Raw genomic sequence first — 25,114 nt, 5'->3', positions numbered from 1 at the left:
AACAAGGCGGGCCAGGAGTCACAGGAGTCGCCAAGCGCTCCAACATCCCAGCCCGCTATACCCAAGCCTACGACGAGCCCACAAGTAGCTTGACTTCAGTTAGGAACTCAAAACAGATCCCTCAAAGGTGAGCCAACACCCGCTCAGCGAACGCCTCCGGATGTTCCCGGTGCATGAAGTGCCCGCCGGGCACTTCCTCGATGGTGTAGCCGTCGGTGAACATCCGGGAAGCGCGACGGTAGTCGGACACCTCGGCGACCGGATCATCAAGTCCGGCAAAGACGATGGTCGGCACGGTGATCCTCGCCTTCAGTGACGGCGACGGGAGTGGGGACAGCTTGCGGTAATAGCCGAAAGCCGCGTCGAGGCTCCCCGGATGGGAGAAACAATCACGGATGGCGTCGAACTCCTCTGAAGGGGGAGTCCACGTCGGTGACCATCGCCGGTAGATGGCGGGCAACGCCGCGAAGTCGTTGCGGGCGAAGCGTTCCGCAGCGCCCGGAAGTTTGTATGCCGCGAAATGCCTCGCACCCCAGAGCTTCTTGGGCGACGGCTTCAATGTCGCCGGGTGTGGAATGGCGAGAGTGATCAGTTTGGTCACGCGGCCAGGGCCCAGCGCTGCCGCACCGTATGCCGCCGCCGCGCCCCAGTCGTGGCCGATCAACACCGCCTCAGAAGCCCCCAGTGCGTCGATCAGGGCAAGCGGATCGCGGGCCAGCGTTTCCTGATCGGCATCCACCGCAGGCACTCCGCTCGGGTGGTACCCACGCATGAGCGGCGAGACGGCGTGGTACCCCTTCGCGGCGATGCGCGGGCGCAGATCGTCCCAAGTGTGCGCCGTGTCCGGGAAGCCGTGGAGCATGAGCACGAGGGGCCCGGAGCCCTCCTCGATGTAGGCGAACGTCAGCCCCTTCGCCTCGACGAATCCGGTCGTCCCAGCCATGTCCTGTGGACAGGACACCGGGTGTGTCGGCCGCAACCGCCACACTCGAGGCCATGCTCGACCTCATCCTGCCGCTGGAATGCGGAGGCTGCGGCACGCCCTCGACCACGTGGTGTGACGCCTGCGCGGCGATACTGGCGGTCCACGCCGACGAACCTCACCTCGTCACGCCGCGCATCGACCCGGGTCCACCCGTCTTCGCCCTCGGCCGCTACGCCGGTCCGCGGCGACAGGCCATCGTCGCGGTCAAGGAACGCGGGCGCCGCGATCTCGTCGCACCGCTGGCCCGCGCCCTGGCCCTGGGCATTCACCAGCTGGTCAGCTGGGGCATCCTGGACACCCCGTTCACCGTCGTCCCGGCCCCGACCCGCGCCGCGGCCGCCCGCCGCCGCGGCGGCGATCCGATAACCCGGATCGCGGCGCGGGCCACCCGAGATCACCCGGAGATCGACGTCACCCAGGCGCTGCGTACCCGCGCCATGGTTCGCGACTCCGTCGGTCTCACCGGTGCCGCCCGTGAACGCAACGTGACGGGCCGCATCAAGCTGAGGCGCCCGGTCAGCGGCGAAATCCTGCTCGTGGACGACATCGTCACCACCGGCGCGACGGCCCGCGAAGCCGTCCGGGTGCTTGAGAAAGCCGGGGCCAAAGTGACCGCTGTGCTGACCCTCGCGCAGGCCTGACCAGGTCCGCTAGTACGTCCTTGTAACAAGGGTCGAAAGACTTGGAAACAGGTGCGCCAAAAAGGTGGCACGGCGCCGTGAACAACGACTACCGTCGGGGCCAACACACCGTGAACACATCACGGGGCGGGGTCTACACCACAGGCCCGCCACTTCGCCGACCACGGTAGGAGGTGAGGTTCCTCGACCCCTGGCGCCGGCGGGTGAAACTCGTGCCACCCCTGTCGGCGCAGCTCCCCATACAGGCCGGCACGCCTGAGTGCGTGCAACCCGTAAGAGAAACGAGTTGTCAAGCATGTCAATCGATTCCGTGAATTCCGGTCAGCTCCTGACGGATGACGACCTTGCCGAAGACCAAGCCAACGCCGAGGTGCAGGTGTGCGGTCGCAACGTCGAGATCCCCGATCACTACCGCGTCTATGTCGCGCAGAAGCTCGCTCGCCTCGAACGGTTCGACCGCTCCATCTACCGCTTCGACGTCGAGCTCGAGCACGAGCGCAACCGGCGCCAGCGCAAGAACTGTCAGCACGTCGAGATCACCGCGCGCGGGCGCGGGCCGGTCGTCCGTGGTGAAGCCTGCGCGGACAGCTTCTACGGGGCCTTCGAAGCCGCCGTTCACAAACTCGAGAACCGGCTGCGGCGCACCAAGGACCGGCGCAAGGTCCACTACGGCGACAAGACGCCGGTATCACTGCACGAGGCCACCGCGGCGACACCCCCGATCGACGCGGCCGCGGCGTTCAAGCCCGAGAAGCCGGCCGCCCAGGAACCGGTGGTCGACGACCACGAGCCGGGACGCATCGTGCGCACCAAGGAACATCCCGCCAAGCCGATGACCGTTGACGATGCGCTCTACGAGATGGAGCTGGTAGGGCACGATTTCTTCCTGTTCCAGGACAAGGAGACGGATCGTCCGTCGGTCGTCTATCGCCGGCACGCCTACGACTACGGGTTGATCCGGCTGGGCTGATCGCCGGCTGCCCGGGCTCGACCAGCGCGTCACCTAGGATGGAGGGCGCCCAAGCCTCCAATCCAAAGGGATAAACGTGCTGTCGAAGTTGCTGCGCCTCGGCGAAGGTCGCATGGTCAAGCGCCTCAAGGGGGTGGCTGACTATGTCAACACCTTGTCTGACGACGTAGAGAAGCTGTCCGACGGGGAGCTGCGGGCCAAGACCGACGAGTTCAAGAAGCGCGTCGCGGACGGCGAAGGCCTCGATGACCTGTTGCCCGAGGCTTTCGCCGTGGCGCGCGAGGCGGCCTGGCGGGTGCTGAGCCAGCGCCACTTCGACGTCCAGGTGATGGGCGGCGCGGCCCTGCACTTCGGCAACGTCGCGGAGATGAAGACCGGTGAGGGCAAGACCCTGACCTGTGTGCTTCCGGCCTACCTGAACGCGCTGTCCGGGGATGGCGTACACGTGGTCACGGTCAACGACTACCTGGCCAAACGTGACAGCGAGTGGATGGGCCGCGTGCACCGCTTCCTCGGGCTCGAGGTCGGCGTGATCCTTTCGGGCTTGACCCCTGATGAGCGCAGGGCGGCTTATGCCGCCGACATCACCTACGGCACGAACAACGAATTCGGTTTCGACTACCTGCGCGACAACATGGCCCACTCGGTCGAGGAGATGGTGCAGCGCGGCCACAACTTCGCCGTCGTCGACGAGGTCGACTCGATCCTGATCGACGAGGCCCGCACCCCGCTGATCATCTCCGGCCCCGCCGATGGTGCCTCGCACTGGTACACCGAGTTCGCCCGCCTGGCGCCGCTGATGAAGAAGGACACCCACTACGAGGTCGACCTGAAGAAGCGCACCGTCGGTGTGCACGAGTTGGGTGTGGAGTTCGTCGAGGACCAGCTCGGCATCGACAACCTGTACGAGGCGGCGAACTCACCGCTGGTCAGCTACCTCAACAATGCGCTCAAGGCCAAGGAGCTGTTCGAGCGCGACAAGGAGTACATCGTCCGCAACGGCGAGGTGCTGATCGTCGACGAGTTCACCGGCCGTGTGCTGATCGGGCGCCGCTACAACGAGGGCATGCACCAGGCCATCGAGGCCAAGGAGAACGTCGAGATCAAGGCCGAGAACCAAACCCTGGCCACGATCACCCTGCAGAACTACTTCCGGCTCTACGACAAGCTCTCCGGCATGACCGGCACCGCCGAGACCGAGGCCGCCGAGCTGCACGAGATCTACAAGCTCGGTGTGGTCGCGATCCCCACGAACCGCGCGATGGTCCGCAAGGACCAGACCGACCTGATCTACAAGACCGAGGAAGCCAAGTACATCGCGGTCGTCGACGACGTCACCGAGCGCTACGAAAAGGGCCAGCCCGTCCTGATCGGCACCACCAGCGTGGAGCGCTCCGAGTACCTGAGCCGCCAGTTCCAGAAGCGGCGCGTCCCGCACAACGTGCTCAACGCCAAGTACCACGAGCAGGAGGCCAGCATCATCGCCGAGGCCGGCCGGCGCGGCGCGATCACGGTGGCCACCAACATGGCCGGCCGCGGTACCGACATCGTGCTGGGCGGCAACGTCGACTTCCTGGTCGACAAGCGGCTGCGGGATCGGGGCCTGGATCCCGTCGAAACCCCGGACGAGTACGAGGCGGCCTGGCACGAGGAACTGCCCAAGGTCAAGGCCGAGGCCGCCGAGGAGGCTGAGCACGTCATCGAGGTCGGTGGGCTGTACGTGCTGGGCACCGAGCGGCACGAGTCTCGTCGTATCGACAACCAGCTGCGCGGTCGCTCCGGGCGTCAGGGCGACCCCGGTGAGTCCCGGTTCTATCTGTCGCTGGGCGACGAACTCATGCGGCGATTCAACGGCGCGACGCTGGAGAGTCTGTTGACGAGGCTCAACCTGCCTGACGACGTGCCGATCGAGGCCAAGATGGTGACCCGTGCCATCAAGAGCGCGCAGACCCAGGTCGAGCAGCAGAACTTCGAGATCCGCAAGAACGTCCTCAAGTACGACGAGGTGATGAACCAGCAGCGCAAGGTCATCTACGACGAGCGCCGCCGGATCCTGGAGGGTGAGAACCTGCAGCAGCAGGCCCACGACATGCTGGTCGACGTGATCACCGCCTATGTCGACGGCGCCACCGCCGAGGGCTACGCCGAGGACTGGGATCTCGAGCAGCTGTGGACCGCGCTCAAGCAGCTCTACCCGGTGGGCATCGACTACCACGACCTGATCGATACCGACGCCGTCGGCGAAGCAGGCGAGCTGACTCGTGAGGAACTGCTCGACACGCTGGTCGAAGACGCCGAAAAGGCCTACGCCACACGGGAAGCTGAGATCACGGGACTCGCCGGCGAAGGGGCCATGCGGCAGCTGGAGCGCAATGTGCTGCTCAACGTCATCGACCGCAAGTGGCGTGAACATCTCTACGAGATGGACTACCTCAAGGAAGGCATCGGCCTGCGGGCGATGGCGCAGCGCGACCCGTTGGTCGAGTACCAGCGTGAGGGCTACGACATGTTCGTCGGCATGCTCGAGGGCCTGAAAGAAGAGTCGGTCGGCTTCCTGTTCAACGTCCAGGTCGAGGCGACACCGGCACCCGCGGTGGCCCCCGTCCAGACTCCGCAAGGGCTGGCCGATCTCGGTGCCCAGCAACAGGAGCCAGCGCCGGCATTGCGCGCCAAGGGGATCGAGGACGAAGACTCGCGCAAGCTGACCTACTCGGGGCCCGCCGAAGATGGTTCGGCCGAACTGCAGCGCAACGGCGGCGGCAAGCACGCCGCACCCGCGCCGGGCACCAGCCGCAAAGAACGTCGCGAGGCGGCTCGCAAGCAGGCCAAGGAGAGCAGGAGTCTGCGGCGCGGCTAGTTGGGCGACGATGCGGCGCAGCGAAGTGAGCCGCTGAGGAGTCCGACGATTGGCACTAGCCGATGTGTAGCGCGACCACCTGCCAGCGCACCCCGGTCGGGGTGGCCACTTGCTCGACTCGGCAGGCGATGGCATGGATGCGGTCGTCTCGGCTGTAGCTGGCGGCCACCTCGGCGGCGGACCCCTCGGAGTCGACCGGCTGTATCCGTAGCCGGCGCAGCCGCGCGGCGCCGCGGCCCTCGTGGCGGGTCACCGCCGGCAGCAGTGAATCGACCAATCCTGCCGCCAGCAGCGGGCGCAATTGGGATAGCGGCCGCCGCCGGTCGATCACCTCGAGCACCCGGCGGAGGGCCGCGTCGGCGAACCCGGCGGCGGCGCGCATCGGTGTGGCCCGAGTTGGCCGTGGTGCCGGCGGCCGCGGTAGGGCGTCGGCGCGGGGGCGCAACAGACGAGTCTGCCGGGGTGCTGTCTGAAGCACGGGCGGTTCGTAGTCGACGACGGGAATGACGCAGGACATAGACACTCTCCGGTGCTCGGTCGGTGGGACCGGCTGCCGGAGAGGGGCAAGCCGATGGCGACATGATGGCACACTCGCGGCATCGGCGTATGCACCCGCGATGCGGCGGTCGGGGGTGGGCGGTTACCGTGTCGAGACGGAGTGGGTGGGGGAGTAGTAGATGAGGGGAATGTCACGACGATGGTGACTCGGTTGTCGGCATCGGATGCGTCGTTCTATCACCTGGAAAACACCTCGACCCCGATGTATGTCGGCTCACTGGCGATTCTGCGCAAGCCCCGTTCGGGCCTCAGTTATGAAACCCTGCTGGAGACCGTCGAAAGTCGACTGCCCCAGATCCCGCGCTACCGCCAGAAGATCCGCGAGGTCACCCTGGGCCTGGCACGTCCGGTGTGGATCGACGATCCCGACTTCGACATCACCTATCACGTGCGGCGCTCGGCGCTGCCCTCGCCCGGCAGCGACGCGCAGCTGCACGAACTCATCGCCCGGCTGGGCTCCCGCCCGCTGGATCGGTCCCGCCCGCTCTGGGAGATGTACCTCATCGAGGGGCTGGCCAAGAACCGGCTGGCGATCTACACCAAGTCCCATCAGGCCCTCGTCAACGGGATGACGGCGCTGGAGATCGGCCACGTCGTCGCCGACCGTACCCAGAAGCCACCGACATTCGGTGAGGACATCTGGATTCCGGGTCCCGAGCCCACCACCAGCCAACTGCTGGTCGGGGCGGTCGGTGAGTGGTTCGCCCGGCCGCGGGTGCAGATGCAGGCGGTCCGCTCGGCCATCGGCGAGGTCGCCAACAACAGCGGTGAGTTGACCGAGCTTGCCCGGCGGCTGACCGACGTCGCCCGCACCGTCGCCCGCGGCACCGCCCCCAGCAGCCCGCTGAACACCAAGGTCTCCCGCAACCGTCGATTCACCGTCGCCGCCGGCTCGCTGGCCGACTACCGGCTGGTGCGATCACGCTACGACTGCGACGTCAACGACGTCGTGCTGGCCGTGATCGCCGGCGCCCTGCGCAATTGGCTGCTGTCGCGCGGCGAGCCCGTCACCAACAGCTCGACGGTCCGGGCGATGGCACCCACGTCCGTGTACCCGGAGGCCGACCTGGACACGTCGGGTCCGGGCCAGGCCATCAGCGAAGTGGCGCCGTTCCTCGTCGACCTGCCGGTGGGCGAGGGTAACGCCGTGGTACGGCTATCCCAGATCGCCCATACCACCGAGTCGCACTCGGCCGCTGCGAGTTTGGTGGATGCCCGCACGATCGTCACGCTGTCCGGGTTCGCGCCGCCCACCCTGCACGCGATGGGTACCCGGGTCGCCACCCAGTTCTCCGCGCGCCAATTCAATCTGCTGATCACCAATGTTCCGGGGCCGCAGTCACAGATGTATCTCGCCGGTGCCAAGCTCCTGGAGATCTTCGCGGTGCCGCCGTTGTTGCACAATCAGGTTTTGGCCATCGGTGTGACGTCGTATTGCGGCATGCTGTATTTCGGCATCAATGCCGACCGTGACGCCATGAGCGATGTCGATGTGTTGCCGACCCTGCTCGCCGAATCGCTCGACGAGTTGCTCGAAGCCGCGCAATAGGCCCCGGTAGAAGTACTATTCGGCGATGAGCAAGGTCGATTCCGGCGGTGCGGATTCAGCCAAGAAGCGCAACCGCAAGATTCCCAAGGACGTCTATAGGGCCGAATTATTCCGGCTGCAAACGGAATTGGTGAAGCTGCAGGAGTGGGTCAAATCCACCGGCGCGCGGGTCGTCGTGGTATTCGAGGGCCGGGACGCGGCGGGCAAGGGCGGCACCATCAAACGCGTCACCGAATATCTCAGTCCGCGCGTCGCGCGGATCGCCGCCCTGCCCGCGCCGACCGAACGTGAACGCGGCCAGTGGTATTTCCAGCGCTATATCGAGCACCTGCCGGCGCGCGGTGAGATCGTTCTGTTCGACCGGTCCTGGTACAACCGTGCCGGGGTCGAGCGGGTGATGGGATTCTGCAGCCCCAAGGAGCACACCCTGTTCCTGCGGCAATGCCCGATCTTCGAGCAGATGCTCATCGATGACGGGATCATCCTGCGCAAGTACTGGTTCTCGGTCTCCGATGATGAACAGCTGCGCCGGTTCAAGTCGCGCCGCAACGATCCGTTGCGGCGCTGGAAGCTCAGTTCCATGGACTTGGAGTCGGTGTACCGCTGGGAGGACTATTCCCGGGCCAAGGACGAGATGATGGTGCACACCGACACCCCGAACAGCCCGTGGATCGTGGTCGAGTCCGACGACAAGAAACACGCCCGGCTCAACATGATGGCCCACCTGCTGGCCAGCATCGACTATGACGAGGTCGAGCATCCCGCGGTCGAATTGCCCAAACGACCGGTGCTGGGCAACTACCAGCGCCCTTCGCGGGAAGTGTCGACCTATGTCGACGACCACGTCTCCACCCTGCTCGGGGACCGCGAGAAGGGCGGCTAATCTGCCGGTATGCGGGTCTACATCCCGGCCACGTTGGCCATGTTGCAGCAGCTGGTCGCCGACGGGTCGCTCCGGCCGCTCAGCGGGACGGCCTTCGCCGTGACGCCGACGCTGCGGGAGTCTTACGCCGAGGGCGATGACGAAGAACTGGCCGAGGTGGCCATCAGCGAGGCGGCGCTGGCGTCGTTGCGGCTGCTGGCCGGTGCGGGCGGTGACGAGCAGGCCGGCCCGTCTTCCCAGGGGCGTCCGCTGCGTCGCGCGGTCCTCGTCGCCGATGCGGACGCGACCGCCCGGCCCGATCTGGACGACGCCGTGGTCCGGGTCAGCGGGCGGATCACCCTGGATCAGGTGGTCGCCGCCTACGTGGACAACTCCGATGCGGAGCCGGCGGTGAAGGCTGCGATCGCCGTCGTCGACGACGCCGACCTGGGGGACGAGGACGCCGAGTTCATCGTGGGTGATGCCCAGGATCACGCCCTGGCCTGGTACGCCACCCAGGAGCTACCGTTCCTGCTCGATTTGCTCTGAGCGCCTAGATACGGGACCGTAAGTTACGGTACCGTAGGTTTGACGGCGGCAGGAGGCGTGCGATGGCGAAGAGCCAGGTGAAGATCAGTGCGAACGTGGTCGACACCATACGGCCGACGGTCGTCGGCGAGGGACGCAATCCCGCGATCGACGCGGTGCGCGCCCTGGTCGGGCGGATCACCACGCCATTGTTGCCCGACGACTATCTGCAGTTGGCCAATCCCTTGTGGTCGGCGCGCGAGATGCGCGGCCGGGTGCTCGAGGTCCGCCGCGAAACAGAGGACTCCGCGACGCTGGTCATCAAACCGGGCTGGGGCTTCACCTTCGACTACCAGCCCGGCCAATACATCGGAATCGGTCTGCTGGTCGACGGCCGCTGGCGGTGGCGATCCTATTCGCTGACCTCTAGCCCGCATGCCCACGGGGCGGGCCGTTCGCGCACCATCACCATCACCGTCAAGGCGATGCCCGAAGGATTCCTGTCCACCCACCTGGTCGGCGGCGTGAAGCCCGGCACGATCGTCCGGCTGGCGGCGCCTCAGGGCAACTTCGTGCTGCCTGATCCCGCGCCGGCCTCGGTGCTGTTCGTGACCGGTGGCTCCGGCATCACCCCGGTGATGTCGATGCTGCGGACCCTTGCTCGCCGAGACCAGATCGGCGATATCGTTCACATCCATTCGGCTCCAACCGAATCCGATGTCATGTTCGGCAGCGAGCTGGCCGAGCTGGCTCGCGACAACGACGGCTATCGGCTGACCGTGCGCACCACCCGCACCCAGGGGCGCGTGGACCTGCGCCGGCTCGACGACATGGTCCCGGATTGGCGAGAGCGTCAGACCTGGGCCTGCGGCCCGGAGGGAATGCTCAGCGAGGCCGAGAAGGTGTGGCAGGCCGCCGGGATCGGCGAGCAGCTGCATCTGGAGCGGTTCGCAGCGTCCCGGGCTGCCGTTCACGGACAGGGTGGCTCGGTGACCTTCGGCCGCAGCGGCAAGACGGTGACAGCGGACGCGGCGACGTCGCTGATGGAGGCCGGCGAGCAGGCCGGGGTGCGGATGCCCTTCGGCTGCCGGATGGGCATCTGTCAGTCCTGCGTGGTGGCTCTCGTCGACGGCCACGTCCGCGATTTGCGCACGGGTACCGAGCACGAACCGGGTACCCGGATCCAAACGTGCGTTTCGGCCGCGGCGGGCGACTGCGTGGTCGATGTCTGAGGTTTACTGCTTAGTAACCTACGGGAACGTAGGTTACGGTAGCGTAGGCGCAAGAAGGGAGGCATGAGTTATGGCAATTACCGATGTGGACGCGTTTGCGCATCTGACCGACGCCGACATCGAGAGCTTGGCGGTCGAGCTCGACTCCATCCGCCAGGACATCGAGGATTCCCTGGGCGCGCGGGATGCGCGCTACATCCGCCGCACCATCGCAGCCCAGCGCGGCTTGGAGATCGCCGGAAGGCTGATACTCACCGCCAGCTCCAAGCGATCGGCGTGGTGGGCCGGCACCGTGACCCTGGGCGTGGCCAAGATCATCGAGAACATGGAGATCGGCCACAACGTCATGCACGGCCAGTGGGACTGGATGAACGACCCCGAGATCCACTCCTCGTCGTGGGAGTGGGACATGAGCGGGGCGTCCAAGCACTGGCGGTTCACCCACAACTTCATGCATCACAAGTACACCAACATCTTGGGCATGGACGACGATGTGGGCTACGGCGTCATCCGAGTCACCCGTGATCAACGCTGGAAGCCGTTCAATCTCTACGGCAACCTTCTGTTCAACACCCTGCTGGCCATCGGTTTCGAGTGGGGCGTCGGGTTACAGCACCTCGAGCTCGGCAAGATCTGGAAAGGGCGCGACGATCGCAAGGCCACCTTGATCCGAGTGCGCGAGTTCGGCGCCAAGGCCGGGCGGCAGCTGCTCAAGGACTACGTCGCCTTCCCGGCGCTGACCTCGCTGTCCCCGGGCGCCACCTATCGCTCGACGGCCACCGCGAACGCAATTGCCAACGTGATCCGAAACGTGTGGGCCAACGCGGTGATCTTCTGCGGCCACTTTCCTGATGGCGCAGAGAAATTCACCAAGACCGACATGGTGGGCGAGAGCAAGGGTCAGTGGTACCTGCGGCAGATGCTGGGCAGCGCCAACATCGACGGCAGCCGGGCCATGGACTTCATGACCGGCAACCTGTCGTACCAGATCGAGCATCATCTGTACCCCGACTTGCCGAGTAACCGGCTGGCCGAGATCTCGGTGCGGGTGCGCCAGGTCTGCGACAAGTACGACCTGCCCTACACCAGCGGCCCGTTCGTGGTGCAGTACGCCAAAACCTGGCGCACGATCGCCAAGCTGTCACTTCCGGACAAGTACCTGCGCGACACCGTCGATGACGCACCGGAGACGCGCAGCGAGCGGATGTTCGACGAACTGGGTAAGGAACCGCGCCGCGGGCTCAAGTCCGCCATCGCGGCCGTGCGGGCCAAGCGCCGCGAGAAGCGTATCGCCAAGGCCGCCTAAGGTCATCGCATCGATTCTGCGGCCAGAGCGCGGATCGTCGGCGTGTCGCCGCGCTCACCGCAGACTCGATGCGGCTTTACTTCGGGATCCAGTCGAAGACATCCGGGTTCGGGCCGATGCGCCCGGCCTCACCCTTGTCGAGGGCGGTGATGGCATCGATGTCCTCGTCGCCCAGCTCGAAGTCGAAGATCTCGATGTTCTCCTTGATCCGTTCCGGCGTGACTGATTTCGGGAAGACGATGTCGCCGCGCTCGATATGCCAGCGCAGCACCACCTGGGCCGGGCTCTTGCCGATCCGCTCGGCGATCCCGCCGATCACCGGGTCGCCGAGCACCGCTCCCTGGGCGATCGGTGACCACGCTTCGGTGAGGATGTCGTGGTCGGTGCCGTAGGCGCGCAACGCGTCGTTGGCGAAGTACGGGTGCACCTCGATCTGGTTGACGGCGGGCACGGTCTCGGTGTCGCGGGCCAGTTCTTCGAGGTGGTGGATCTGGAAGTTGGACACCCCGATGCTGCGGGCGCGGCCGTCTTTCTTGAATTCCTCCAACGTTTTCCAGGTGGAGACGAAGTCGCCGTCGTACAGCGTCGGGAGCGGCCAGTGGATCAAGAACAGGTCCACATAGTCATAGCCGAGTGCCTCGATCGTCGCGTCGAACGCGCGACGGGCATCGTCGGGCTTGTGAAAACCGTTGTTGAGCTTGCTGGTGAGGTAGACCTCACCGCGGTCGATGCCGAAATCCCGGATGCCCTGCCCGACGCCCTTCTCGTTCTGGTACATCTCCGCGGTGTCGATGTGGCGATAGCCGATCTCCAGGGCGGTGCGCACCGCCGAAGCGGTTTCTTCGGGCGGGATCTGGAAGACGCCGAACCCGAGTTGCGGGATCTGGGTGCCGTCGTTGAGTGTCAGATTCGGAACAGTGCTCATGTCTTCGGCGTGCCCTCTCAGTTGGTGTTGCAATCAATTATCAGTACGCGGTGCCTTCTGACAACGCGGACAGCAGGCGCCGCGCCGCTGCGACGCGCCGCGCGGGTGCCCCGGTCAGCGCGTCGAGCGCACATTCGGGGTCGGCCGGGGGACCCATGTGCCCGCACCCGCGAGGGCAGTCCCCGATCGCGTCCGCCAGATCCGAAAACGCCCGCAGCACATCGTCGGGTTCGATGTGGGCCAGGCCGAACGACCTGATGCCCGGGGTGTCGATCACCCAGCCGCCGACGGGCAGCGGCAGCGCCACCGACTGCGTCGAGGTGTGCTTGCCCTTGCCGACGCCCGACACCTCACCGGTGGCGCGGTCTGCTTGCGGTACAAGGCGATTCACCATGGTGGATTTGCCCACCCCGGAGTGGCCGAGCAACACGGTGACCTGCCCGGCCAGCAAGCGTTCCACCTCATCGAGAGGATCGTCGCGGCCGGCGGTCAGCACGGTCAGCTCCAGATCGGAGAAGTGTTCGGCGAACGGCTCGGCCGGCGCCAGATCGGTCTTCGTCAGGCAGAGAATCGGCCTGATCCCGCCGGCGTATGCCGCGATCAGCGCCCGGTCCACCAGGCCGGTGCGCGGCGGAGGGTCGGCGAGCGCGACGACGATGAGCAACTGGTCGGCATTGGCCACGACGACACGTTCGGTGGTATCGGTGTCATCCGCGGTGCGGCGCAACACAGTCCGCCGTTCGCCACGGCGCACGATCCGGGCCAGGCTATCGGGCCGCCCGCTGAGATCGCCGACCACGTCGACCAGGTCGCCGACGACGATGGGGGTGCGGCCCAATTCGCGGGCGCGCATGGCGGTGACGTGGCGGTGCGGGTCACCGTCCAGGACGCAGCCCCAGCGGCCGCGATCGACGGTGACCACCATGGCCGACACCGCGTCGGCGTGTTCGGGACGGGTCTTGGTGCGAGGGCGCGAGCCACGGCCCGACCTGATTCTGACGTCGGACTCGTCGTACTCGCGTGGGCTCAACCGCGGCTCACCATCTCGGTCCACAGCGCCGCGAAGTCCGGCAGGGTCTTGCCGGTGGTCGCAATGTCTTCCACGGCGACTCCGGGCACCCGCAGCCCGATGATGGCCCCGGCCATCGCCATCCGGTGATCGGCGTAGGAGTGCCAGGTGCCGGCGTGCAGGGGAGTGGCGGTGATCTCCAGGCCGTCATCGGTTTCGGTGCACCTACCGCCGAGCCCGCCGATCTCGGTGGTCAGCGCCGCCAACCGGTCGGTCTCGTGGCCGCGAAGGTGCGCGATGCCGGTCAACCGAGACACCGAGCCCGGCGCCGCCAGCGCGGCCAGCGCCGCCACCGCCGGGGCCAGCTCGCCGACATCGTGCAAGTCCACATCAAAGCCGTCGTAGAACTGTGGACCGCGCACCTCCAAGTGTGAATCCGTGAGGTGCACCGTCGATCCCAGCAACCCGAGGATCGCCAGAATGGTGTCGGCCGGCTGCACGCTATCGGCCGGCCAGCCGGTGATACCCACCGTGCCACCGGTCACCACGGCCGCGGCCAGAAATGGCACCGAGTTGGACAAGTCCGGCTCGACATCCCAATGCCGGGCCGCGATGCGTCCCGGCGCCACCCGCCATTGGTTGGCTCCTCCGTCATCGACCTCGACGCCGGCCTCGCGCAGCATGGCCACGGTCATCGCGATGTGCGGTGCCGAGGGCACCGAGGTGCCGGTGTGCACCACGGTCACCCCCTGGGTGAAGGCCGCACCGGAGAGCAGCAGGCCAGAGACGAACTGAGAGGAAGCCGACGCGTCGATATGGACGGTGCCACCCTCGACGGCGCCGAGGCCGCGGACCAGGAACGGCAGGCCCGCGCCGTCGATGTCGACACCGAGCCCACGCAGCGCGTCGAGCAGGGGAGCGATCGGCCGGCTTCGGGCCTGCTCGTCACCGTCGAATTCGACGACCGAGGTGCTCAGCGCCGCCAGCGGCGGGACGAACCTCAGCACGGTGCCGGCCAGCCCGCAGTCGATCCGCGCCTGCGGTCCCGGGGCCAGTGCTCCGCCGACCGCCAGCTCGGCGCCCGCGCCGGACACGTCGATGCCCAATGCCCGCAGGGCTCCGATCATCAGGTCGGTGTCGCGACTGCGGAGGGCGCCGCTGATCGAGGAGCGGCCGTTTCCTTGCGCCGCGGCCAGTGCCGCGAGCACCAGGGTGCGGTTGGTCTGCGATTTCGAGCCGGGCACGGTCACCATGGCGTCGACGGCTGTCTCCGTCCAGGGTGCCGTCCATAGCTCGGTGCTCACGGCTTACATCCTGCCCTGTCGGGTGCGTGCGCCACGATGGAGGCATGTGCGGACGTTTCGCGGTGACCACCGACCCGGCTCTGCTCGCGGAGAAGATCCAGGCCATCGATGAAGTTACAGCGGGCACCTCGGCTTCTGAGGCCCGCGGACCCAACTACAACGTCGCGCCGACGGCCACGGTCGCCACCGTGGTGAGCCGCCACAGCGAGGCTTCATCTTCTACGGACACGCCCACCAGACGGGTGCGGTTGATGCGCTGGGGCCTGGTGCCGCCGTGGGTGAAGGCGACCGCTGACGGCACCCCGGAGGCAAAGGGCCCTCTGCTGATCAACGCCCGTGCCGAGAAGGTCACCACGTCACCGGCATTCCGGGCGTCGGCGAAGAGCAAGCGCTGCCTGGTACCGATGGACGGCTACTACGAATGGAAGCCCAACCCGGACACGCCGGCGGGCAAGAAAGCCCGCAAGACCCCGTTCTACATGCATCGGGATGACGGTGAGCCGCTGTTCATGGCCGGCCTGTGGTCGGTCTGGAAAGCAAATGATGCCGCGCTTCCGCTGCTGACATGCACGATCATCACCACCGACGCCGTCGGGGAGCTCGCCGAGATCCACGACCGGATGCCGCTGGTGGTCGCACAGCGGGATTGGGACCGCTGGCTGGACCCCGACCAGCCCGCGGACACCGAACTGCTCGGCGCACCGCCGGATATCGCGGGCATCGACGTGCGGGAGGTGTCCACCCTGGTGAACAGCGTCCGCAACAACGGGCCCGAGCTCATCGAGCCGGCCGGCCCGCACAACCAACCGGTTGGCCTGTTCTAGCGGCTCGGCAGCGGCTACGCTCGCAGGCAAGTCCTGCCCAGCGAGAGGAGCGGCCATGACCGCTGTCGAGCCGAAGGCCGATCAAGCCACCATCACCGTGCGCAACCCCGCCGACGGGCGTGTCGCCGGCACCGTGCCGGTCGACGGCCCCGATACTGTGGCCGCTAAGGCCAGGGAATTGCGTCTGTACCAGACCGAGTGGGAAGAGATCGGCCCGCGCGGGCGGAAAGCCTGGATGTTCAAGTGGCAGGACTGGATTCTCGACAATGCCGACCACCTCACCGAGGTGCTGATGTCGGAGACCGGGAAGTCGCGTAAAGATGCCAGCCTCGAACCGGTGGCACTGGCCGACTCGATCAAGTACTGGGCTGGAAACGCCGAGGCCTTCCTGGCCGATGCTCATCCCAAGCCCCACACCCTGATCTACCGGGTGAAGAAGCTGACCACGGTGTACCGCCCCTATCAGCTGGTCGGGATCATCGAGCCGTGGAACTTCCCGCTGGCGATGTTGGCCCTCGACGTGGTGCCCGCGCTGGCAGCGGGCGCCGCCGTGCTGTTGAAACCGTCTGAGGTGACCCCGCTTTCGGCCGTCGAGTTCGCCCGCGGCTGGACCGAGGTCGGGGCGCCGCCGGTGCTCGGGTTGGCCACTGGGTATGGCGAGACCGGTGCCGCGGTGATCGACAACGCGGACTATGTCCACTTCACCGGGTCCACGGCCACCGGCCGCAAGGTCGCGGTGGCGTGTGCCCAGCAGCTCAAACCGCTCAGCCTGGAACTCGGCGGGAAGGACCCGGCGATCGTGCTGGCCGACGCCGACGTCGACCGCGCGGCCAACGGCATCGCCTGGGGTGGGATGTTCAACTCCGGGCAGGTGTGTATCTCGGTGGAGCGGGTCTACGTCGAGGCTCCGGTGTACGACGAGTTCGTCCGCAAGCTCACTGCGAACGTCCGCAACATTGCTCAGGGGCAGGAGGATTCGGGCTTCAAGTACGACACCGGTGCGATGGCCACCGCCGCCCAGTGTGACATCGTCGACCGCCACGTCCAGGAGGCGGTCGCCGCCGGGGCTCGGGTGCTGACCGGCGGCAAGCCCACCGGCGTCGGTACCTTCTTCCAGCCGACCGTGCTCGCCGACGTCACCCCGGCCATGTCCTGCATCGCCGAGGAGACCTTCGGCCCGACCCTGCCGGTGGTCAAGGTCGCCGACGAGGACGAGGCCATCCGGTTGGCCAACGACTCCAAGTACGGGCTCTCGGCCACGGTGTGGACCGGCGACATCGACCGCGGTGAGCGGGTGGCCCGGCGGCTGGATTGCGGCGCGGTCAACATCAACGACGCACTGACCAACGTGTTCTGCCCCTCGCTGCCGATGGGTGGCTGGAAGGACTCCGGCATCGGCTACCGGGCCGGCGGTCCCAGCGGGCTGATCAAGTTCTGCCGCCAGCAGGCGATCACCGCACCGCGGATCCCGACCCAGAAGTCCGAACTGGTGTGGTACTCGTCGTCGCGTCGGCAGGCGCGGATGGCGATCCGGGCGATGCGGGCCTTCGCCGGCAAGGGCGTGCGCCGGTTCGGGGTGCGCCCCGGCAAATAGGGCTTCAACGCGTTTCAATTCGTGCTTGGGGTGGCCGACCGGGGGTTAAGTTGGTCGAGGTGGGGGGAAACCAGTCAGGCGAGCGCGATCCTCAGTCCCGCTTGAGCACCTTGCTCATGCTGTCGGGGCGCGCGGCCTTGGGTGTGGTGTTGGCCATTGCCGCGGTGGACTGGCTGGGCTGGGCGACCGGAACCGAGCGATTGACCCGCGTCTGGCCATCCTGGCCACAAATGGTGCCGTGGACGGCGCTACTGCTGGCCGCGCTGGCGGTCGCGATTCTCGTTCTGTCCGGCGAACCCTCGCCTGCCAGAGTGCGGGTCGGATGTGGCCTCGCGGTCGTTGCGGGTCTAGCCGCCGTGGCGTTCCTCACCGAATACGCGGCAGGCCTGCGCCTGGGGCTGGATCAGTGGTGGTTCCCCGGCGAGGTTCGAGCCATGCAGAAGACCTGGCCGGGCCGTCCCAGCCCGCAGACCGCCGCGACAGTTCTGCTGCTGGCGATCGCCGTCGGGTTGACGCGGCTCGATCAGCGATGGGCCCGGGCGGTGCGCGTGGTGAGCCTGGTGGCAGGGGTTGCGTTGCCGGCCGTCATGGCCGCCGCCTACTTGTTCCAGGCGCTCTCCGTCATCGCTGTCACGCCGTCGACAGGTATGGCGATATCTACCGCCTTGTGCCTGCTGCTGCTGGGTGCGGCCAGCTTCGCCGCGAGGCTCGACCACAACCCCGCCGCCTGGCTGCTGGCTCGATCCGACGCTTGGACCCTGGTCCGAATGGTCGGGGTCCTGGCCGGCCTGCCCATCGTCATCGGGCTGTCGCGACTGGCCCTGCTGATGCTTGGCGTGCCAAGCGATGCGGCCTGGGCCTTGTCGATCTCGGTGGGTACCGTCACCACCGGCGTCGCAATGTTCTATCTCAGTCAACGTGAACAGCGACTACTCATCGACAAGGAACTCCTGAGCCGCGAGCGTGCGGATGCCGAGGCCCGCTACCGGATCCTCGCCGAGAACGCCGTCGACACCGTGATCCGCCTGCATGGCACGGAGGTCGAGTGGATCTCGCCGTCGGTGCAAGCCGCGTTCGGTGATCCGCCGTCGCTGTGGGTCGGATCTGACTTCACCGGCCGCGTCCATCCTGACGACATGCACGTGGTGGCGGCCAGTGCGCAGCGGATAGCCGCGGGTAAGCCCTCGGTGGGACGGTTCAGGGTCCGCACGGCCGGCGGTGGTTACCACTGGGTCGATTGCCGCTCCAAGCCGTACTTCGACGGCGACGGCCAGGCCGACGGCTTGATCGCTGCGCTGCGGGTCGTCGACGACCAGGTAGATGCCGAGCGACGGCTCGAACATCTGGCGCGGTTCGACCCGCTGACCGGTCTGGTGAACCGCGCCGAGGTGATGCGACGCCTCGAGGCAGCGCTCGACGGCCAGCCCGAGCCGGGCTCCTACATCGGCCTGCTCTTCTGCGACATCGATGAGTTCAAGAAGATCAACGACACTCAAGGCCATGCGGTTGGTGACCTTGTCCTGGCCACCATGGCGATGCGGGTCCATGAGTGTGTGCGGCCGGGAGATACCGTCGGCCGCACCGGCGGTGACGAATTGTTGATCCTGTTACCCGGCATCGGCGGCATCGACGAGGCGACCGCGATCGCCGAGGCTATTCGCTCGCGCGCCGCTGAACCGATCCCCCACGGGGACAGGACCATCTGCGCCACCTTGAGCATCGGTGTGACGCTCGCGTCTCCCGGTGAACCCGTCACCTCCATGACCACCAGAGCCGACTCGGCGATGTATCGGGCCAAACACGCGGGCCGCAACGCCGTCGTGTGCCTGGCTCCCTAGGACGGGTAACCGGGCGGGTTGGGGGTGTCGACCCACAGGTCCACGCCCAGCTCGGAGCCGGGCACGCAGTCGTACACCGACAGGTCGCTGACCCCGGACTCCAGTAGCACGTCCTCGCACAGCAGGGTGTGTCCGGTGTATTCGCCGGCCGGCTTGCTCAGCACCCCGTAGGCGGCGTCGGAGTACACCTCCGGCTTGCGGGAGCGGGCCATCGCCTCGTCGCCGCCGAGCAGGTTCTGCACCGCGGCGGTAGCGACCATGGTGCGCGGCCACAGGGTGTTCGACGCGATGCCCACCGAACGCATCTCCTCGGCAATCCCCAAGGCACACAAAGTCATTCCGAACTTCGCCATCATGTAGGGGGTGGGCTTGAGCCACTGCGACTCCAGCCGGATCGGCGGCGAGAGAGTGAGGATGTGGGGATTCTCCCGACCCTTCATATGCGGGATACAGGCCTGCGAGACGGCGTAGGTGCCGCGAACCTGGATGCCGTTCATCAGATCGAAGCGCTTGAGCGGCACCTCTTCGATCGAGCCGAGGTTGATCGCCGAGGCGTTGTTGACACAGATGTCGATGCCGCCGAACTGCTCGACAGCCTTGGCCACCGCCGCGGCCACCGAGTCGCCGTCGCGGACGTCGCCGACCATGGGCAGGGCCTGGCCGCCGGCATCCTCGATCTCCTTGGCTGCGGTGTAGATGGTGCCCGGCAGTTTGGGATGGGGCTCGGTGGTCTTGGCCACCAGCGCGATATTGGCCCCGTCTGCCGCGACGCGCTTGGCGATCGCCAACCCGATGCCGCGGCTTGCGCCGGAGATGAACATGGTCTTGCCGGAGAAAATACCTGCCATCCGTGCCACCCTAGACCGCCCGGATGTCGGCGGTCACCGCGTCGGTCAGCCGAACCAGGTCCTGCGGGGCGAGCGCCAGGTCCCAGCCGCGCTTGCCGGCGCTGCACAGCACCCTCTCAAAGCCCAGTGCCGACGCGTCCACCACCGTCGGCAGCCGCTTGCGCTGGCCCAGCGGTGAGATGCCGCCCAGCACGTAGCCGGTGGCGCGCTCGGCCGCCGCCTGATCGGCCATCGTCACCTTGGACAGCCCCAGCGCCGCGGCGGCGGCCTTCAGCGACAGCTTCCACGGCACTGGTAACACGGCCACCGCCAGCGTCGAGCCGGCCGCGATGACCAGCGTCTTGAAGATCTGTTCGGGCACCAGGGAATCACCGGCGAGAGCGGCGACCGCCTCTTCGCCGTAGGACTGTGATCGCGGGTCGTGGTGATAGCGCAGCACCTCATGGGCCACACCGGCCTTCACCAGCGCGGCGATCGCCGGGGTTGCTGCACGACTCACCGGCACAGTTAACCGTGGGAAATAGCTCGATGAGAAATCCTGTTGTGGACAGTATTCGCGGCCGTCGAGGCCGCAATCGGAAAAGCTGTTGGTCACAGCCTTAGGATTGGAAGGAGAGAAGTCCGGTGTCAGTCGCAGTCTGCATGATGGCCCAAGAGCAGGCGCCCGCACTTCTCATCCGTCCGATACCGCTGCCGGAGTCCGTCTGGGGCGCCGCGGCAGAAGGGACTGTGTCACCCACGATGACCGATATCGACACCGAGGCACCTCAGCGTGAGGAGTCCGACGCGGAATTGACCGCGCGCTTCGAGCGTGACGCGATTCCGCTGCTGGACCAGCTCTACGGCGGTGCCCTGAGGATGACGCGCAACCCGGCAGATGCCGAAGACCTCCTGCAGGAGACCATGGTCAAGGCCTATTCCGGGTTCCGGTCGTTCCGAGAGGGCACCAACCTCAAAGCGTGGTTGTACCGGATTCTGACGAATACCTATATCAACAGCTACCGCAAGAAGCAGCGCCAGCCGGCCGAGTATCCGACCGAGGAGATCACCGACTGGCAGTTGGCGGCCAACGCCGAGCACACCTCCACCGGACTGCGCTCGGCCGAGGTCGAGGCTCTTGAACTGCTGCCAGACACCGAGATCAAGGAAGCTCTGCAGGCGTTGCCGGAAGAGTTTCGGATGGCGGTGTACTACGCCGACGTCGAGGGCTTCCCGTACAAGGAGATCGCCGAAATCATGGACACCCCGATCGGGACGGTGATGTCCCGGCTCCACCGAGGCAGGCGCCAGCTGCGCGGCCTGCTGGCCGACGTCGCCAAGGAACGCGGTTTTAACCGCGGGCAGGCGGAGGGCACGCCGGAGGAGGTGTCCTCATGAGCGACGAACACGTATCCGGCGGCGACGAGGACTGGCGTCCGCCGATCGGCCCGGTCGACCCCGATCATCCGGAATGCGCCGCGGTGATCGCCGAGGTGTGGACGCTGCTCGACGGTGAATGCACGGCCGAGACGAAAGACCGGCTGCGCCAGCACCTCGAGGAGTGCCCGACGTGCCTGCAGTACTACGGAGTCGAGGAGCGCATCAAGAAGCTGGTCGCGTCCCGGTGCAGCGGAGACAAGGCTCCCAAGCATCTGCTGGAACGGGTGCGCCTGCAGATCAGCCAAACCACCATCATCCGGCGCGGATAGCGATCGCCTGCAATACAAAAGTGCCCGGCAGATTGCCGGGCACTTTGTGTATCAGCTGTTGGGCCGCCTGCCGTGGTTGGCTTTGCTGTGCTTGCGGTCACGCTTCTTACGGCCACGCTTGGCCATGATGTACCTCCGTTGATTTGACGCTGAATACAGTGTCTCACGGCGCCATCGAACCTCTGACCACCCGGTGTTGTGGTTCGATAGGAGCCGCATCGAGAGAGTGAGGGTGAAGATGGCCGAGGATGTTCGCGCCGAGATCGTGGCCAGTGTGCTCGAGGTCGTGGTCAGCAAGGGAGACCAGATCGGCGCGGGCGACACCCTGGTTCTCCTGGAGTCGATGAAGATGGAGATCCCGGTGCTGGCCGAAGTCGGCGGCACCATCACCGAGGTCAGCGTGTCCGTGGGCGACGTCATCCAGGCCGGCGACCTCATTGCCGTGATCGACTAGCTCCGTGTCCACCCTCGGTGACCTGCTCGCCGAGCACACGGTGCTGCCGGGCGGCGCCGTGGACCACCTGCACGCGGTGGTCGGCGAATGGCAGCTGCTGGCGGACCTCTCGTTCGCCGACTATCTGATGTGGGTGCGCCGTGACGACGGCGCACTCGTCTGCGTGGCCCAGTGCCGGCCCAACACCGCGCCGACCGTCCTGCTCAAGGACGCCGTCGGCAGCGTCGTCGCCCAAGGTGAGCTACCGCTGGTGACGTCGGCGTTCACCTCGGGCGCCATCGGACGTGGCGACAGCGATCCGAAGCTGCGGGAGCCCGATCTCGATGTCGAAGCCGTCCCGGTCCGCTATGGGACCCAGGTGGTGGCGGTCCTGACCCACCAGACCGCGCTGGCCGAGCGGCGCACGTCCTCGCCGCTGGAACGGGCCTACCTGGACTGTGCGGGCAATCTGCTGCACATGTTGTCGGAGGGCACGTTTCCCAACGTCGGCGATCTGGCGCTGTCGCGATCGAGCCCGCGGGTCGGCGACGGTTTCATCCGCCTCGACGTCGACGGCGTGGTGGCCTACGCCAGCCCGAACGCGCTGTCGGCGTACCACCGGATGGGGCTGGCGGTTGAACTCGAGGGGCACAACCTGGTGGCGATCACCCGGCCGCTCATCTCCGACCCTTTCGAGGCCCAGGAACTCGCCGAGCATGTGCGCGACTCACTGGCTGGCGGATCGAGCATGCGACTGGAAGTCGACGCCGGCGGTGCCGCCGTGCTGCTGCGCACGCTGCCGCTGGTGGTTCACGGCGCCGCGGCCGGGGCAGCGGTGCTCATCCGGGACGTCACCGAGGTGAAGCGCCGTGACCGCGCCCTGCTGTCCAAGGACGCGACGATCCGCGAAATCCATCACCGCGTCAAGAACAACCTGCAGACCGTCGCCGCACTACTGCGCCTGCAGGCTCGCCGCACCAGCAACGAGGAAGCTCGCGAGGCGCTGATGGAGTCGGTACGCCGGGTGGCCTCGATTGCGCAGGTGCACGAGGCGTTGTCGATGTCGGTGGACGAGGAGGTCAACCTCGACGAGGTGATCGACCGGATCCTGCCGATCATGAACGACGTGGCCCGAGTCGACTCGCCCATCCGGATCAACCGGGACGGGGCGCTGGGCGTGCTCGACGCCGACCGGGCCACCGCGCTGGTGATGGTGGTCACCGAACTGGTCCAGAACGCCATCGAGCACGCCTTCGAGTCGTCGGCGAAGCAGGGTTGTGTGACCATCCGGGCCGAGCGCTCGGCCCGGTGGCTGGATGTCGTCGTGCACGACGACGGGCGCGGCCTCCCGGACGGTTTCAGCCTGGAGAAGTCCGATCGGCTGGGCCTGCAGATCGTGCGGACCCTGGTGACCGCGGAGCTGGACGGCTCGCTGGGAATGCACGACGTTCCCGGCGGCGGGACCGATGTCGTGTTACGCGTGCCACTCGGGCGACGTGCGACCGCGCGAGTTCCGCAATAGCAAATGTGACCGAGCCGACATTTACAAATAGAAATCGCGGCCCCGGGCATTTGCCGGGGGCCGCGATCTTACGAACTGCGAAAGGACTCAGACGCCGCTGCGCGCGCGGGTGCGGGCATTGCGACGCTTGAGCGCACGGCGCTCGTCCTCGCTCATGCCGCCCCAGACGCCGGCATCCTGGCCGGAATCCAATGCCCAGGTCAGGCACTCCGTCGTCACCGGGCACCGGTTGCAGACGAGCTTCGCATCAGCGATCTGGGCGAGCGCCGGACCACTGTTTCCGACCGGGAAGAACAGTTCCGGATCCTCGTCACGGCAGACCGCCTTGTGGCGCCAATCCATTTGTCGTTACTCCTTACTATGTGCGCGACGAACCGCGCAGGCTTTTCCTTCGGCTGTTAACGCGTGCACACAATTGTTTCTGTGCTGTTGCATCCGATCGTTTCACAGCCTCGACGGATGTCAATAGGACGCAGTTAACACGTGTGCAATCTCACTACAAGGTTTGGCTGGGGGTGGGTTTCCTAGCCCTCTACCCGTTTGTACTACACTCAACCCATCTGCGCCCTGAACCAGCCAGCGTGAAGCGATTACCGCTGGTCAGGAGGTTCCGCCGCAGGCGGAGCCACGACACTCAGCACCCCGGGAACCGCCCGGAACGTCATTTCCTCGCGAAGGCCCAGGAAATCCCCATCGATCTGGCTGGCGACCGGTTCGGCGCTGATGATCCGCACTGAGGCCACATCGTCCTCCCGGATCAGGTGCTTGCCCTTGATGTCGTGTTTCTTGGACACCATGCGTCGCACCAGCATCAGGTTTCTCCAGACGTTCATGCTGGTCACGGCGAAGAGCCCCAGGCCGGTCTCGAAGGTGGTGTCCGGGTTGGTCCACACCGGCCGGGTGTTGGCGTAGGTCCACGGGCTCGAGTTGGAGATGAACGCGAAGTAGACATCGGTGATCGGCGGCCGATCGGGCAGCTCGAGGGTCAGGAGGGGCTCTTTGCGGGCGCTGGCCAACATCTCGCGTACCGCGACCCGGATGTAGCGCCCGGCAGTTACCTTGCGGCCCTTCGCTCGCTGCGCTTCGACGGCTGCCACGACGTCGCCGTCCACACCCATCCCGGCAGTGAACACCGCCCAGCGCTCGCCGCAGTCCATCAATCCGATCCGCCGCCACGGCGCGCCGTTGCGGCGGGCGCCGAGTAGGTCGACCAGCTGATTGGTGGCCACGATCGGATCCGGGCTGATGCCCAGCGCCCGGGCGAACACGTTCGCCGATCCGCCCGGCACCACGGCCACCGCGGGCACCGTGTCGCTCCGCTCCTGCCCGCCGGGCCTGCCCAACAGCCCGTTGACCACTTCGTTCACGGTGCCATCGCCGCCGTGGACGATGATCACGTCGGTACCGTCATGCTTGGCGGCCGCGGCGATCTCGATGGCGTGACCACGGTGATCGGTGTGGACGACGGCCAGCTCGACTCGGCTCTCCAACGCATGGGCGAGCAGGTCGCGGCCGGCGGCAGTGGTGGACGTGGCGTTCGGGTTGACGATCAGGACGGCGCGCACGAGCCATGAGCCTAACCGCGAGCCGAGACGGGAATCGAAGTGTTTGCCTGCTCATCACTGACGGGTCAGCTGCCGG

General features: G+C 66.7%; 25 protein-coding genes. 15 read left to right on the top strand and 10 right to left on the bottom strand.

Translation table 11 applies throughout. The annotated features are described in order from the left end of the window. Positions 1 to 121: 121 nt before the first annotated feature. A complete protein-coding gene (locus ORI27_RS29505; RefSeq protein WP_266000695.1) occupies positions 122 to 943 on the bottom strand; it encodes an alpha/beta fold hydrolase in 822 nt (273 codons plus the stop codon). Between the two features lie 53 nt (positions 944 to 996). Here ORI27_RS29505 and ORI27_RS29500 point away from each other — a divergent pair, with 53 nt between their 5' ends. From ORI27_RS29500 to secA, 3 genes are all read left to right on the top strand, one after another. Next, the gene (locus ORI27_RS29500; RefSeq protein ID WP_266000701.1) at positions 997 to 1,626 is read left to right on the top strand and encodes a ComF family protein; all 630 of its coding nucleotides are present in this window, start codon (positions 997 to 999) and stop codon (positions 1,624 to 1,626) included. A 295-nt stretch (positions 1,627 to 1,921) separates the two neighbouring features. Beyond that, positions 1,922 to 2,596 (top strand): ribosome hibernation-promoting factor, HPF/YfiA family, encoded by a 675-nt coding sequence (hpf, locus tag ORI27_RS29495; RefSeq protein WP_407666464.1) that lies wholly within the window; start codon positions 1,922 to 1,924, stop codon positions 2,594 to 2,596. Between the two features lie 76 nt (positions 2,597 to 2,672). Next, positions 2,673 to 5,453, top strand: coding sequence for a preprotein translocase subunit SecA (gene secA / locus ORI27_RS29490; RefSeq protein WP_266000694.1), 2,781 nt, complete (start codon positions 2,673 to 2,675; stop codon positions 5,451 to 5,453). Between the two features lie 55 nt (positions 5,454 to 5,508). Here secA and ORI27_RS29485 read toward each other — a convergent pair whose 3' ends face one another. After that, complete coding sequence (locus tag ORI27_RS29485; protein WP_266000693.1) at positions 5,509 to 5,970, bottom strand: Rv3235 family protein; 462 nt, start codon at positions 5,968 to 5,970, stop codon at positions 5,509 to 5,511. 180 nt (positions 5,971 to 6,150) lie between these two features. Between ORI27_RS29485 and ORI27_RS29480 the strand changes: the two genes are divergently transcribed. From ORI27_RS29480 to ORI27_RS29460, 5 genes are all read left to right on the top strand, one after another. Beyond that, positions 6,151 to 7,560: a WS/DGAT/MGAT family O-acyltransferase gene (locus tag ORI27_RS29480; protein ID WP_266000692.1), complete on the top strand. Its 1,410-nt coding sequence runs from the start codon at positions 6,151 to 6,153 to the stop codon at positions 7,558 to 7,560. A gap of 25 nt (positions 7,561 to 7,585) precedes the next feature. After that, positions 7,586 to 8,443, top strand: a complete 858-nt coding sequence (gene ppk2, locus ORI27_RS29475; protein WP_266000691.1) for a polyphosphate kinase 2 — start codon at positions 7,586 to 7,588, stop codon at positions 8,441 to 8,443. A 9-nt stretch (positions 8,444 to 8,452) separates the two neighbouring features. Further along, positions 8,453 to 8,971, top strand: a complete 519-nt coding sequence (locus ORI27_RS29470; RefSeq protein WP_266000690.1) for a DUF6912 family protein — start codon at positions 8,453 to 8,455, stop codon at positions 8,969 to 8,971. A 62-nt stretch (positions 8,972 to 9,033) separates the two neighbouring features. Then, the gene (locus ORI27_RS29465) at positions 9,034 to 10,182 is read left to right on the top strand and encodes a ferredoxin reductase (RefSeq protein WP_266000689.1); all 1,149 of its coding nucleotides are present in this window, start codon (positions 9,034 to 9,036) and stop codon (positions 10,180 to 10,182) included. A 70-nt stretch (positions 10,183 to 10,252) separates the two neighbouring features. Continuing rightward, positions 10,253 to 11,488, top strand: coding sequence for a fatty acid desaturase family protein (locus ORI27_RS29460; protein ID WP_266000688.1), 1,236 nt, complete (start codon positions 10,253 to 10,255; stop codon positions 11,486 to 11,488). Positions 11,489 to 11,564: 76 nt separating this feature from the next. Here the strand turns inward: ORI27_RS29460 and ORI27_RS29455 are convergent, their stop codons facing one another. Genes ORI27_RS29455 through aroA form a run of 3 tightly spaced genes read right to left on the bottom strand, consistent with a single transcriptional unit; the run spans position 11,565 to position 14,726 of the window. Further along, a complete protein-coding gene (locus ORI27_RS29455; protein WP_266000686.1) occupies positions 11,565 to 12,413 on the bottom strand; it encodes an aldo/keto reductase in 849 nt (282 codons plus the stop codon). Positions 12,414 to 12,453: 40 nt separating this feature from the next. Then, positions 12,454 to 13,443, bottom strand: coding sequence for a ribosome small subunit-dependent GTPase A (gene rsgA / locus ORI27_RS29450; protein ID WP_266000684.1), 990 nt, complete (start codon positions 13,441 to 13,443; stop codon positions 12,454 to 12,456). Then, entirely contained in the window at positions 13,440 to 14,726 is a 1,287-nt protein-coding gene (gene aroA / locus ORI27_RS29445) for a 3-phosphoshikimate 1-carboxyvinyltransferase (protein WP_266000683.1), read from the bottom strand. Before aroA ends, rsgA begins: the two co-directional genes overlap by 4 nt. Positions 14,727 to 14,770: 44 nt before the next feature. Here aroA and ORI27_RS29440 point away from each other — a divergent pair, with 44 nt between their 5' ends. The 3 genes from ORI27_RS29440 (at position 14,771) to ORI27_RS29430 (ending at position 18,982) form a co-directional block, all read left to right on the top strand. Continuing rightward, entirely contained in the window at positions 14,771 to 15,550 is a 780-nt protein-coding gene (locus ORI27_RS29440) for an SOS response-associated peptidase (protein WP_266000682.1), read from the top strand. A 55-nt stretch (positions 15,551 to 15,605) separates the two neighbouring features. After that, on the top strand, positions 15,606 to 17,144 hold the full coding sequence (locus tag ORI27_RS29435) for an aldehyde dehydrogenase family protein (RefSeq protein WP_266000681.1): 1,539 nt from the start codon (positions 15,606 to 15,608) through the stop codon (positions 17,142 to 17,144). 101 nt (positions 17,145 to 17,245) lie between these two features. Continuing rightward, positions 17,246 to 18,982, top strand: coding sequence for a sensor domain-containing diguanylate cyclase (locus ORI27_RS29430; RefSeq protein WP_266000680.1), 1,737 nt, complete (start codon positions 17,246 to 17,248; stop codon positions 18,980 to 18,982). On the opposite strand, the gene ORI27_RS29425 is transcribed toward ORI27_RS29430, so the two are convergent. Beyond that, positions 18,979 to 19,830 (bottom strand): SDR family oxidoreductase, encoded by an 852-nt coding sequence (locus ORI27_RS29425; RefSeq protein ID WP_266000679.1) that lies wholly within the window; start codon positions 19,828 to 19,830, stop codon positions 18,979 to 18,981. The two genes, ORI27_RS29430 and ORI27_RS29425, sit on opposite strands and share 4 nt — an antisense overlap. A 10-nt stretch (positions 19,831 to 19,840) precedes the next feature. Further along, positions 19,841 to 20,329, bottom strand: a complete 489-nt coding sequence (ybaK, locus tag ORI27_RS29420) for a Cys-tRNA(Pro) deacylase (RefSeq protein WP_266000678.1) — start codon at positions 20,327 to 20,329, stop codon at positions 19,841 to 19,843. A gap of 242 nt (positions 20,330 to 20,571) precedes the next feature. On the opposite strand from ybaK, the gene ORI27_RS29415 reads away from it, so the two are divergent. Continuing rightward, on the top strand, positions 20,572 to 21,207 hold the full coding sequence (locus ORI27_RS29415; RefSeq protein ID WP_266000699.1) for a sigma-70 family RNA polymerase sigma factor: 636 nt from the start codon (positions 20,572 to 20,574) through the stop codon (positions 21,205 to 21,207). Next, the gene (gene rsrA / locus ORI27_RS29410; RefSeq protein ID WP_266000677.1) at positions 21,204 to 21,518 is read left to right on the top strand and encodes a mycothiol system anti-sigma-R factor; all 315 of its coding nucleotides are present in this window, start codon (positions 21,204 to 21,206) and stop codon (positions 21,516 to 21,518) included. Before ORI27_RS29415 ends, rsrA begins: the two co-directional genes overlap by 4 nt. A 51-nt stretch (positions 21,519 to 21,569) precedes the next feature. Here the strand turns inward: rsrA and ORI27_RS33230 are convergent, their stop codons facing one another. Beyond that, positions 21,570 to 21,644 (bottom strand): 50S ribosomal protein bL37, encoded by a 75-nt coding sequence (locus tag ORI27_RS33230; RefSeq protein ID WP_099252079.1) that lies wholly within the window; start codon positions 21,642 to 21,644, stop codon positions 21,570 to 21,572. 112 nt (positions 21,645 to 21,756) lie between these two features. Between ORI27_RS33230 and ORI27_RS29405 the strand changes: the two genes are divergently transcribed. Together ORI27_RS29405 and ORI27_RS29400 are read left to right on the top strand one after the other, a co-directional pair. Next, positions 21,757 to 21,972 (top strand): biotin/lipoyl-binding carrier protein, encoded by a 216-nt coding sequence (locus ORI27_RS29405; protein WP_036345994.1) that lies wholly within the window; start codon positions 21,757 to 21,759, stop codon positions 21,970 to 21,972. 4 nt (positions 21,973 to 21,976) lie between these two features. Further along, entirely contained in the window at positions 21,977 to 23,473 is a 1,497-nt protein-coding gene (locus ORI27_RS29400; RefSeq protein WP_266000676.1) for a sensor histidine kinase, read from the top strand. Between the two features lie 87 nt (positions 23,474 to 23,560). Here ORI27_RS29400 and ORI27_RS29395 read toward each other — a convergent pair whose 3' ends face one another. Both ORI27_RS29395 and ORI27_RS29390 read right to left on the bottom strand, forming a co-directional pair. Then, positions 23,561 to 23,815, bottom strand: coding sequence for a WhiB family transcriptional regulator (locus ORI27_RS29395; RefSeq protein ID WP_059021738.1), 255 nt, complete (start codon positions 23,813 to 23,815; stop codon positions 23,561 to 23,563). A 248-nt stretch (positions 23,816 to 24,063) separates the two neighbouring features. Further along, the gene (locus tag ORI27_RS29390; protein WP_266000674.1) at positions 24,064 to 25,038 is read right to left on the bottom strand and encodes a diacylglycerol/lipid kinase family protein; all 975 of its coding nucleotides are present in this window, start codon (positions 25,036 to 25,038) and stop codon (positions 24,064 to 24,066) included. Positions 25,039 to 25,114: the final 76 nt, after the last annotated feature.

It is taken from the genome of Mycobacterium pinniadriaticum (assembly GCF_026242045.1).
Lineage (GTDB): Bacteria > Actinomycetota > Actinomycetes > Mycobacteriales > Mycobacteriaceae > Mycobacterium > Mycobacterium pinniadriaticum.
Note: the sequence above shows the minus strand (reverse complement) of the source record. Positions and strands in the feature narration are given on the sequence as shown.